The sequence below is a fragment of the Streptomyces sp. NPDC054794 genome, from assembly GCF_053611585.1.
Map to the genome: position 1 here is coordinate 24,889 of NZ_JBSHAQ010000071.1, position 10,403 is coordinate 35,291.

The following is a 10,403-nucleotide window of genomic DNA, read 5'->3' on the forward strand; positions in this document are numbered from 1 at the left end:
CCAGCACCATCAGAAACGAGCACCACCCGCATGCCCGCTCCACGCATCAAGTCCCCCGGCGCGCTGATAGCCGAATCCGGCGCCGACCGCGAGGGACACGGCCTCAAGCGCACGATGGGCCTCTTCCAGCTGATCTGCTTCGGCGTCGGCGCGATCGTCGGCACCGGCATCTTCGTCGGCCTGTCCGACTCGGTCGCCCAGGCCGGTCCCGCGGTCGTCGTCTCCTTCATCCTCGCCGCGATCACCTGCGTCTTCACCGCCTTCGCCTTCGCGGAGCTGGGCGGCGCGATCCCGGTCTCCGGCTCGTCGTACTCCTTCGCCTACGCGGGCCTCGGCGAGACCACCGCCTTCCTGGTCGGCTGGTGCCTGCTCCTGGAGTACGGCATCTCGATCTCGGCCGTCGCCGTCGGCTGGAGCGAGTACGTCAACGAACTGCTGCACAGCCTCACCGGGTGGCAGCTGCCCCAGGCGCTGTCCGCCGGTCCCGCCGACCACGGCATCGTCAACCTGCCCGCCGTGATCGTCATCGCCATGGCCTGCGTGCTGCTGGTGCGAGGCGTGCGCGAGAGCGCCCGCGCGACGGCCGCCATGGCCGCGGTGAAGCTGGCCATCCTGGTCGCCTTCTGCGCCATCGGCTACAGCGCCTTCAAGGACGGCAACCTCACCCCGTTCTCCCCGGCCGGACTCGGCGGCATCGGCGCCGGCACCACGGCCGCCTTCTTCTCGTACATCGGCTTCGACGCGATCACCACGGCCGGCGAGGAGGCGAAGAACCCGCGCCGCGACATCCCGGTCGCCATCCTCGTCTGCATGGGCCTGGTCACGCTGCTGTACTGCGCGGTCGCCGTCGCCGCCATCGGCGCCATCGGCGGCGACCAGGTCGCCGGCCGGCCGGCCGCGCTGTCGTACGTCGTCAACCAGGTCACCGGGTCCGAGATCGGCGGCGGGGTCATCGCCTTCGGCGCGGTGGTCGCCATCGCGTCCGTGGTGCTCGCCGTGATGTACGGCCAGACCCGCATCCTGATGTCGATGTCCCGCGACGGACTCATCCCGCGCGTCTTCGAGAAGGTCTCGCCCCGGACCTCGACCCCCGTGGCCGGCACCCTCATCGTCGCGCTCGTCTTCGCGCTCCCGGCGGCCTTCGCTCCGCTGGACGCCGTGATGAACCTGTGCACCATCGGCACGCTCGCCATCATGGCCGCCGTCAACATCGCGGTGATCGCCCTGCGCCGCCGCGAACCGGGCCTCGCCCGCACCTTCCGGGTGCCGCTGTACCCCGTCGTCCCGGTGCTCGGCGTCGGCTTCTGCCTGTACCTGATGTACGAGACGGGCTGGACCACCTGGATCCAGTTCGCGGCGTTCCTCGTGGTCGGGCTCCTGGTGTACCTCGCCTACGGGCGCCGGAACTCCACGCTCGGCAGGACCGTCGACGCGGAGGTCACGCAGGACGCCACTGACGCGGTACCACAGGCAGTCTGAACCACACCGCCTTGCCCGACGGGGTGGGGCGGTGACCGCAGGACGAGCTCAGGGCGCGGATCAGCAGCAGACCGCGCCCGTGCTCCTGCCACGGGTCCGGCGTCTCGACCGTGGGCCGGGTGAGGTTGCCGGGCGGCGCCGGGTCGGCATCGTGCACCTCGACCTGGCAGCCGGTCGGCAGCAGCTCCACCACCAGCTCTATCGGGCCGTGCCCCGCGGTGTGCTCCACCGCGTTGGCGACCAGCTCCGCCGTGAGCAGCTCCGCGGTGTCGCAGTCGGCCGCGTGCTCCCGCTCGGTCAGCGCCGTGCGCACCAGCGCACGCGCGACCGGCACCGCGGCCGCGGTGTGCGGCAGGGCGATGCGCCAGGAGGCCGGGGCGGAGGAGGGTTCGTACAAGGCTGTTCCGTTCATGGAGCAGGCTGTCCTGCTTTCAATCTCAGGAATGGTACGGGGCCCGACTACAGCGGCTCTCGACGGGCCCCGCACGGGGCCTTCCGCCCCGGTACAGGCGGCTTACCCGGGCCGGCGGCCCGCCTCGCACGCCCGCTCGGGCTGTTACCGCGTTATCGACGTCCGGTGACGGACGTGACCGGACTCGGCCATATGGCGGCAGCGCTGTCGCGCAGTCGTGACGACAGTCACAAATGGGTGATAGCTTCATGGGGTAGAGCTACGTGAGGCATCGCCGCCCAAGGAGGCCGCACGTCATGAGTCCCTTCACCGGCTCCGCCGCCCGCACCGGCGACTGGCAGCACCTGCGGGTCGAGCTCGCCGACGGCGTCGCCACCGTGACCCTCGCCCGCCCCGACAAACTCAATGCCCTCACCTTCGGCGCCTACGCCGATCTGCGCGACCTGCTCGCCGAGCTGTCCCGCGAACGGTCGGTGCGCGCCCTGGTGCTGGCCGGAGAAGGCCGGGGCTTCTGCTCGGGCGGCGACGTCGACGAGATCATCGGCGCGACCCTGTCCATGGACACCGCCCAGCTCCTCGACTTCAACCGGATGACCGGGCAGGTCGTCCGGGCCGTACGCGAGTGCCCGTTCCCGGTGATCGCCGCGGTGCACGGCGTGGCGGCCGGGGCCGGCGCGGTGCTGGCCCTGGCGGCCGACTTCCGGGTCGCCGACCACACGGCCCGCTTCGCCTTCCTCTTCACCCGGGTCGGCCTGTCCGGCGGAGACATGGGCGCGGCCTATCTGCTGCCCCGGGTCGTCGGCCTCGGCCACGCCACCCGGCTGCTCATGCTGGGCGATTCCGTGCGGGCGGCGGAGGCCGAACGGATCGGCCTGATCAGCCAGCTGACCGAGGACGGCCACGTCGACGAGGCGGCCCAGGCCCTCGCCCGCCGCCTGGCCGACGGCCCGGCCCTCGCCCACGCCCAGACGAAGGCCCTGCTCACCGCCGAACTGGACATGCCACTGGCGGCAGCGGTGGAACTGGACGCCTCGACACAGGCCCTGCTGATGAACGGCGAGGACTACGCGGAGTTCCACGCGGCTTTCAAGGAGAAGCGCCCTCCGAAATGGCAAGGGCGGTGACCATGCCCACCAGCCATCCCCAACGCATCGCGATCATCGGCGGCGGCCCCGGCGGCCTCTACGCGGCCGCCCTGCTCAAACGCCTCGACCCCGGCCGCGACGTCACCGTCTGGGAACGCAACGCCCCCGACGACACCTTCGGCTTCGGCGTGGTCCTCTCCGACGAGACCCTCGGCGGCATCGAACACGCCGACCCGACGGTCTACGAGGCCCTTCAACGGGACTTCGTGCGCTGGGACGACATCGACATCGTCCACCGCAACACCGGCTACACCTCCGGCGGACACGGCTTCGCCGCCCTCGGCAGAAAACGCCTCCTGGAGATCCTGCACGAGCGCTGCCACGACCTCGGCGTCGAGCTGCGCTTTCGCAGCGAGGCCCCGTACCCGGCCTGGCTCAGCGAGGCGTACGACCTCGTCATCGCCGCGGACGGGGTGAACAGCACCACCCGCGAGGCCTACTCCGACGTGTTCCGGCCCCAGGTGACCACCCACCGCTGCCGCTACATCTGGCTCGCCGCCGACTTCGCCTTCGACGCCTTCCGCTTCGAGATCGCCGAGACCGAACACGGCGTGATGCAACTGCACGGCTACCCCTTCGCGTCCGACGCCTCCACCGTGATCGTCGAGATGCGCGAGGAGGTGTGGCGGGCCGCCGGTTTCGAGGAGCTCGGCGAGGCGGAGTCCGTGGAACGCTGCGCCAAGATCTTCGCGGACGCGCTCGGCGGCCGCCCGCTGCGCTCCAACAAGTCCGCCTGGACCACCTTCCGTACGGTCGTCAACGAGCGCTGGTCCCACGGCAACGTCGTCCTCCTCGGCGACGCCGCGCACACCGCCCACTTCTCCATCGGCTCCGGCACCAAGCTCGCCGTGGAGGACGCCCTCGCCCTGGCCGCCTGCCTGGAGGAACAGCCGTCCCTTCAGGACGCGTTGGCGGCCTACGAGACGGAACGCAAGCCCGTCGTCGCCTCCACCCAGCGCGCCGCCCGGGCCAGCCTGGAGTGGTTCGAGAACCTCGGGCTCCACCTCGGCCAGCCGCCCCGCCAGTTCGCCTTCAACCTGCTCACCCGCAGCCGCCGCGTCACCCACGACAACCTCCGGCTGCGCGACGCCCACTTCACCGAGGCCGTGGAGCAAGAGTTCGGCTGCCCGCCCGGCACACCCCCGATGTTCACCCCCTTCCGGCTGCGCGGACTGAACCTGCGCAACCGGGTCGTCGTCTCGCCGATGGACATGTACTCGGCGGTGCAGGGCGTCCCCGGCGACTTCCACCTCGTCCACCTGGGCGCCCGAGCCCTCGGCGGCGCCGGCCTGGTGATGACCGAGATGGTGTGCGTCAGCGAGGAGGGGCGGATCACCCCGGGCTGCACCGGCCTCTACACCGGCCGGCAGGCCGAGGCCTGGCGGCGGATCACCGAGTTCGTGCACACGCAGGCCCCCGGCACCGCGATCGGCGTGCAGCTGGGCCACTCCGGGCGCAAGGGCTCGACCAAGCTGATGTGGGAGGGCATGGACGAACCGCTGCCCGACGGCAACTGGCCGCTGGTGGCCGCCTCCCCGATCCCGTACAAGCCGGGCAGCCAGACCCCGCGTGAGCTCTCCCGTGCCCAACTCACCGACATACGGGAGCAGTTCACGTCCGCCGCGTGGCGTGCCGCCCGGGCCGGCTTCGACCTCCTCGAACTGCACTGCGCGCACGGCTATCTGCTCTCCGGCTTCCTCTCCCCGCTCACCAACCGGCGCACCGACGCCTACGGCGGCTCGCTGGCCAAGCGGCTCCGTTTCCCGCTGGAGGTCTTCGACGCCGTACGCGGGGTGTGGCCGGAGGAACGGCCGATGACAGTGCGCATCTCCGCCACCGACTGGGCCGAGGGCGGCACCACGGCCGAGGACGCCGTCGAGATCGCCCGCGCCTTCGCCGCGCACGGCGCCGACGCGATCGACGTGTCGAGCGGGCAGGTCGTGGACGAGGAGCGACCGGAGTACGGGCGGTCGTACCAGACACCGTTCGCCGACCGTATCCGGCACGAGGTCCGCGTCCCGGTGATCGCGGTCGGCGCGATCTCCTCCTGGGACGACGTCAACTCCCTGCTCCTGGCCGGGCGTACGGACCTGTGTGCGCTGGCCCGCCCCCACCTCTACGACCCGCACTGGACGCTCCACGCGGCCGCCGAGCAGGGGTACGACGGTCCCGGCGTCGTCTGGCCCGACGCCTACCGCGCCGGCAGCCGGCCCCCGCAGACCGGTCGCACGGACGCCCCCAAGCCCCGGCTCAAGCTGGACTGACCCCGGCCGGCGCGATGACCGGGACGAGGCGCCGCGGGGCGGGGCCGGGGGTCACAGGCCCACGTAGGCCGCCCCCGCGTCCCGCAGCCGCTCGTGCAGCGCCCGGAACACCTCGGCCGAGCGGGCGCCCGGCCAGTCGGCGGGCAGCAGGTGCGGGGGCAGGCCCGGGTCGATGTAGGGAAGGTGGCGCCAGGAGTCCAGGGCCAGCAGGTAGTCGCGGTAGGCCTCCTCCGGCGGGGTGTCCGCGCGGTGCCCCCAGTCGTGCAGCACGGGCGCGTGCACGTCGAGGAACGCCTCGTGCTCCTTGGCGATCGCTGCCAGGTCCCACCAGCGGGCCACCGCCTCGGCCGTCGGGGCGAAGCCGAGGTGATCGCCGCGGAAGAAGTCGACGTACGGGTCGAGCCGCAGCCGCTGGAGGGTGTGCCGGGTCTCCTCGTACAGCCGCGCCGGGGCGATCCACACCCCGGGGGAGGCCGTGCCGAAGCCCAGACCGGCCAGCCGGGAGCGCAGCACGTGCCGCTTCTGCCGCTCCGACTCGGGCACCGAGAACACGGCGAGCACCCAGCCCTCGTCCTCGGGCGGCGCGGTCGCGTAGATGCGCCGGTCGCCGTCGTCGAGCAGCTGCCGCGCCTGTGCCGACAGTTCGTAGCCGGCCGCGCCCTGCGCCGTACGGGCCGGCAGCAACAGCCCGCGGCGTTTGAGCCGGGAGACCGACGAGCGTACGGACGGCGCGTCCACGCCGACCGCGGCCAGCAGTCGGATCAGCTCGGCGACGGGCACCGGACCGGACATGAAGCGGCCGTACGCGCCGTAGAGCGTGACGATGAGGGACCGTGGGGCGTGCTGCTCGGACACGTTGATCATCTTAGGTCTTCGGCGTCACTGCTGGTCACCTTCGGTGCGCAGGCGGAATCGCTGGAGCTTGCCGGTCGCCGTGCGGGGCAGCGCGTCCAGCAGGACGATCTCGCGCGGGCACTTGTACGGCGCCAGCTCGGACTTGACGAAGGCGCGCAGCGCCTCGGTGTCGCGCTCGGCGCCCTCCTTCAGCACGACGTACGCCACCACCACGTGTCCGCGCGCCTCGTCGGGCCGTCCGACCACCGCCGCCTCGACCACGTCCGGATGGCGCAGCAGCGCGTCCTCGACCTCCGGTCCGGCGATGTTGTACCCCGCCGAGATGATCATGTCGTCCGCGCGGGCGACGTACCGGAAGTAGCCGTCGTCCTCGCGGACGTAGGTGTCGCCGGTGACGTTCCAGCCGTCGCGGACGTAGTCGCGCTGCCGGGGGTCGGCGAGGTAGCGGCAGCCGACCGGCCCGCGCACGGCGAGCAGGCCGGGCTCGCCGTCGGGCACCGGCTCCCCGTCCTCGTCCTGCACGCGCGCGTGCCAGCCCGGTACGGGCACGCCCGTCGTGCCGGGCCGGATCCGCTCGTCGGCGGCGGAGATGAAGATGTGCAGCAGCTCGGTGGCGCCGATGCCGTTGATGATGCGCAGGCCGGTGCGCTCGTGCCAGGCCCGCCAGGTGGCGGCGGGCAGGTTCTCGCCGGCCGAGACGCAGCGCCTGAGGGACGCGGTGTCGTGGCCGCCCAGCTCGTCGAGCATGGCGCGGTAGGCGGTCGGCGCGGTGAACAGCACCGACACCCGGTGCTCGGCGATGGCGGGCAACAGCTGCTGGGGTCCGGCCTGTTCGAGGAGCAGGGAGCTGGCGCCGGCCCGCATCGGGAACACCACCAGCCCGCCCAGCCCGAAGGTGAAGCCCAGCGGGGGGCTGCCCGCGAACACGTCGTCCGCACGGGGTCCGAGCACATGCTTCGAGAAGGTGTCCGCTATCGCCAGCACGTCCCGGTGGAAGTGCATGCACCCCTTCGGGCGGCCGGTGGTGCCCGAGGTGAACGCGATCAGCGCGACGTCGTCGGCCGCGGTGTCCACGGCGGTGTACGGCGTGCCGGGATCCGGGCGGTGCAAGAGGTCGTCCGGTGTGTCACCGCCGTACGTGGTGACGCGCAGCCCGGGAATCTCGGCCTTCGTCAGGTCGTCGACCGCCCGGACGTCGCACAGGGCGTGTCCCACCCGGGCGATCTCGCAGATCGTGGCCAGCTCGTGCGGACGCTGCTGGGCCAGCACGGTGACGGCGACCGCGCCCGCCTTCAGTACCGCCAGCCAGCAGGCCGCGAGCCAGGGCGTGGTCGGGCCGCGCAGCAGGACGCGGTTGCCGGGGACCACGCCGAGGTCGTCGGTGAGGACGTGCGCGACATGGTCGACGCGGGCGCGCAGGTCGCCGTACGTCCATGTCGGGCCGGTGGCGGTGTGGAACACCGGGCGGGCCGGATCGGCGCTGTCGAGGAGCTCGACGGCGCAGTTCAGCCGATCGGGGTAACGCAGCTCGGGCAGGTCGAAATGGAGCTCGGGCCACTGTTCGGGCGGCGGTAGGTGGTCGCGCGCGAAGGTGTCGACGTGGGCCGAGACGTTCATGGCGGTACGCCCCCTTGCCTGGTGGCCTCGCGTGGGCTCGCACCAGCGAGCGTATCGTGTTGGTGACGACAGTCAACGGTGCGCGATACCGTCGGGTGAGAACACGGGAGAGGGGACCGGCGATGCCTGCATTCTCACTCGAACCCGCACAAGCCGCCCGGTGTGCGGACATACGTGCCCTGGCGGCGGGGCGGCTGCGCCCGCTCGCCGAGAAGGCCGAGCCGGGCCGGGTCAACCGCCCGCTCGTCGCGGAGCTCGGCCGGCTGGGCCTGCTGGCCCGCCTGTTCACGTCCGGGGCCCTGGACCTGTGCCTGATGCGCGAGTCCCTGGCGCACGCCTGCACGGAGGCCGAGACCGCCCTCGCCCTCCAGGGCCTGGGCGCCCACCCGGTGCACGCCCACGGCACCCCGGCCCAGCGCGAGCGCTGGCTGCCGCGCGTGTCCGAGGGCACGGCGGTGGCCGCGTTCGCGCTGAGCGAGCCGGGGGCGGGCTCGGACGCGGCGGCGCTCGGCCTGCGGGCGGATCCGCAGGGGCCGGGCGGCTGGCGGCTCACCGGGCAGAAGTGCTGGATCTCCAACGCCCCCGAGGCCGACTTCTACACTGTCTTCGCGCGCACCACCCCCGACGTCGGCGCCCGCGGGGTGACCGCCTTCCTGGTGCCCGCCGACCGGCCCGGCCTCACCGGCGCGCCCCTGGAGATGCTCTCCCCGCACCCCATCGGCAGCCTCGACTTCGACGCCGTACCCGTGGCCGAGGACGACGTGCTCGGGGAGGTCGACCGCGGTTTCCGGGTCGCGATGGGCACGCTCAACCTCTTCCGCCCGAGCGTCGGCGCCTTCGCCGTCGGCATGGCCCAGGCGGCGCTCGACGCGACCCTCGCCCACACGGCCGGACGGGACGCGTTCGGCGGCAAGTTGAGGGATCTTCAGGCGGTCGCCCACCAGGTCGCGGAGATGGCGCTGCGCACGGAGGCGGCCCGGCTGATGGTCTACGCGGCGGCGACGGCCTACGACGAGGGCGCCCCGGATGTGCCCAAGCGCGCCGCGATGGCGAAGCTGCTGGCCACCGAGACCGCCCAGTACGTCGTCGACGCGGCCGTCCAGCTGCACGGAGCCCGGGCCCTGGAGCGGGGTCATCTGCTCGAACACCTCTACCGCGAGGTGCGCGCCCCGCGTATCTACGAGGGTGCCAGCGAGGTCCAACGCGGCATCATCGCCAAGGAGTTGTACGCCACCGCCGACCGGGAGGCCCGTCCGTGACGACCCAGCGTGTCAATCCGCCCGAGCTGTCCCCGCCGACCGGCTTCTCCCACGCGGTCGTCGCCACCGGCACCCGCGTGGTGTTCCTCGCCGGCCAGACCGCCCTCGACACCGACGGCAAGGTCACCGGCGACACCCTCCCCGAGCAGTTCGAGAAGGCGCTCGGCAATCTCCTCACCGCCCTGCGCGCGGCCGGCGGCACTCCCGCCGACCTCGCCCGCGTCACCGTCTACGCCACCGACGTCGCCGCCTACCGCACCCACGCCCGTGAACTGGGCCGTGTCTGGCATCGGTTGGCGGGCCGGGACTACCCGGCGATGGCGGTCGTCGAGGTCGTACGACTCTGGGACGAACAGGCCCTGGTCGAACTCGACGGCTTCGCGGTACTGCCGTAGCCGGACAGGTCCTAGGCCACGGCCGCCAGCGGCTCGGCCGGGGCGCGGTGCGGCGGGACGACGCTTCCGTCGGGGTGCAGCTCACCCGTGTCGTCGAAGAGGATGCCGCCGTCGCACAACAGGCTCCAGCCCTGCTCGGGGTGGGCGGAGACGATGTGCGGGGCGCCGCTGTCGCGGGACGAGGTCTGGTGGGAACACATGGCGCACCTCCACGTCGGATGTGACGGGTGCCGGCGGCTCGTGTGCCGCCCGGCACGAGTAGACCATGCCCCCCTCGTGAACTCCTCGGAACGGCCTACAAGGAAGTGTGACAACTTGCGGACAACTCCCGGACACTTCCCGGAACGCCGTGACACACCGCCATACGCCGGTGACTCACGGCCGAGGGCGACCTCCCCCGGCGAGGGGCGTGACGCGCCACCGATGGGGTGACGATCACGCCCCGCGCGGCACGTGCCCGGTACGGGTGGAACCCCCACCCCCGATCCGGGAGACCCCCATGGCCCTGCGTTCCCCCCTCCGCCCCGCCCTCGCGGCGGCCGCGGCCGCCGCCGCGCTGCTGTGCGCGGTCGCCGCCGCGCCGGCGACCGCCGACCCGAACGAGACGTTGACCGTCGATCCGACCGGCCGCGTCACGGCGGACGGCAACGTCACCCTCTCCGGCACCTACCGCTGCACCGGCGCGAAGGGACCGGTGTTCGTCAGCTCCTCCGTCAGCCAGGGCGACGGGCCGGTCAAGTACGGCATCGGCGGCACCCTGGCCGTGTGCGACGGCGCCGACCACACCTGGCGCAACACCGGCACCGTCCCGGCGTCCGCGATCGAGGCCGGCCCGGCCCACGTCGAGGCCACCCTCATGGAGCTGCGCCCCCAGGGCGGCCTCCCGCTGCCGTACTTCCACGCCGTCCAGGAGCAGGACGTGACCCTCACGGCGGGCTGAGCCCGCCACCGTCCGTCGGCCCGGCACCGCACAGGTG

The 10,403-nt window shown here is 72.7% G+C and carries 10 protein-coding genes; 6 read left to right on the plus strand and 4 right to left on the minus strand.

What is annotated here, in order from left to right; genetic code table 11:
- Positions 1–30 precede the first annotated feature (30 nt).
- Entirely contained in the window at positions 31–1,479 is a 1,449-nt protein-coding gene (locus ACWGKT_RS43290) for an amino acid permease (protein ID WP_356154427.1), read from the plus strand.
- Here ACWGKT_RS43290 and ACWGKT_RS43295 read toward each other — a convergent pair.
- Positions 1,439–1,891: an ATP-binding protein gene (locus ACWGKT_RS43295; protein WP_356154430.1), complete on the minus strand. Its 453-nt coding sequence runs from the start codon at positions 1,889–1,891 to the stop codon at positions 1,439–1,441. The two genes, ACWGKT_RS43290 and ACWGKT_RS43295, sit on opposite strands and share 41 nt — an antisense overlap.
- Positions 1,892–2,187: 296 nt before the next feature.
- Between ACWGKT_RS43295 and ACWGKT_RS43300 the strand changes: the two genes are divergently transcribed.
- Together ACWGKT_RS43300 and ACWGKT_RS43305 are read left to right on the plus strand one after the other, a co-directional pair.
- Positions 2,188–3,015, plus strand: a complete 828-nt coding sequence (locus tag ACWGKT_RS43300; RefSeq protein WP_453278018.1) for an enoyl-CoA hydratase family protein — start codon at positions 2,188–2,190, stop codon at positions 3,013–3,015.
- On the plus strand, positions 3,000–5,300 hold the full coding sequence (locus ACWGKT_RS43305; protein WP_453278019.1) for a bifunctional salicylyl-CoA 5-hydroxylase/oxidoreductase: 2,301 nt from the start codon (positions 3,000–3,002) through the stop codon (positions 5,298–5,300). Before ACWGKT_RS43300 ends, ACWGKT_RS43305 begins: the two co-directional genes overlap by 16 nt.
- A gap of 51 nt (positions 5,301–5,351) precedes the next feature.
- On the opposite strand, the gene ACWGKT_RS43310 is transcribed toward ACWGKT_RS43305, so the two are convergent.
- Both ACWGKT_RS43310 and ACWGKT_RS43315 read right to left on the minus strand, forming a co-directional pair.
- On the minus strand, positions 5,352–6,164 hold the full coding sequence (locus ACWGKT_RS43310) for a PaaX family transcriptional regulator (protein ID WP_453278020.1): 813 nt from the start codon (positions 6,162–6,164) through the stop codon (positions 5,352–5,354).
- A gap of 15 nt (positions 6,165–6,179) precedes the next feature.
- Complete coding sequence (locus ACWGKT_RS43315; protein ID WP_453278027.1) at positions 6,180–7,844, minus strand: AMP-binding protein; 1,665 nt, start codon at positions 7,842–7,844, stop codon at positions 6,180–6,182.
- A 50-nt stretch (positions 7,845–7,894) separates the two neighbouring features.
- Here ACWGKT_RS43315 and ACWGKT_RS43320 point away from each other — a divergent pair, with 50 nt between their 5' ends.
- Both ACWGKT_RS43320 and ACWGKT_RS43325 read left to right on the plus strand, forming a co-directional pair.
- Positions 7,895–9,031: an acyl-CoA dehydrogenase family protein gene (locus ACWGKT_RS43320; RefSeq protein ID WP_453278021.1), complete on the plus strand. Its 1,137-nt coding sequence runs from the start codon at positions 7,895–7,897 to the stop codon at positions 9,029–9,031.
- Positions 9,028–9,426, plus strand: a complete 399-nt coding sequence (locus ACWGKT_RS43325) for a RidA family protein (protein ID WP_453278022.1) — start codon at positions 9,028–9,030, stop codon at positions 9,424–9,426. The genes ACWGKT_RS43320 and ACWGKT_RS43325 overlap by 4 nt, the downstream gene beginning before the upstream one ends.
- Positions 9,427–9,437: 11 nt before the next feature.
- On the opposite strand, the gene ACWGKT_RS43330 is transcribed toward ACWGKT_RS43325, so the two are convergent.
- Complete coding sequence (locus ACWGKT_RS43330) at positions 9,438–9,626, minus strand: DUF5999 family protein (RefSeq protein WP_235458725.1); 189 nt, start codon at positions 9,624–9,626, stop codon at positions 9,438–9,440.
- Between the two features lie 299 nt (positions 9,627–9,925).
- Here ACWGKT_RS43330 and ACWGKT_RS43335 point away from each other — a divergent pair, with 299 nt between their 5' ends.
- Positions 9,926–10,366 (plus strand): DUF6299 family protein, encoded by a 441-nt coding sequence (locus tag ACWGKT_RS43335; protein WP_453278023.1) that lies wholly within the window; start codon positions 9,926–9,928, stop codon positions 10,364–10,366.
- Positions 10,367–10,403: the final 37 nt, after the last annotated feature.

Coding starts and splice junctions, on each gene's coding strand:
- ACWGKT_RS43305 (WP_453278019.1), top strand. CDS start 3,000: ATGGCAAGGGCGGTGACCATGCCCACCAGCCATCCCCAACGCATCGCG.
- ACWGKT_RS43300 (WP_453278018.1), top strand. CDS start 2,188: ATGAGTCCCTTCACCGGCTCCGCCGCCCGCACCGGCGACTGGCAGCAC.
- ACWGKT_RS43320 (WP_453278021.1), top strand. CDS start 7,895: ATGCCTGCATTCTCACTCGAACCCGCACAAGCCGCCCGGTGTGCGGAC.
- ACWGKT_RS43290 (WP_356154427.1), top strand. CDS start 31: ATGCCCGCTCCACGCATCAAGTCCCCCGGCGCGCTGATAGCCGAATCC.
- ACWGKT_RS43330 (WP_235458725.1), bottom strand. CDS start 9,626: ATGTGTTCCCACCAGACCTCGTCCCGCGACAGCGGCGCCCCGCACATC.
- ACWGKT_RS43295 (WP_356154430.1), bottom strand. CDS start 1,891: ATGAACGGAACAGCCTTGTACGAACCCTCCTCCGCCCCGGCCTCCTGG.
- ACWGKT_RS43335 (WP_453278023.1), top strand. CDS start 9,926: ATGGCCCTGCGTTCCCCCCTCCGCCCCGCCCTCGCGGCGGCCGCGGCC.
- ACWGKT_RS43310 (WP_453278020.1), bottom strand. CDS start 6,164: ATGATCAACGTGTCCGAGCAGCACGCCCCACGGTCCCTCATCGTCACG.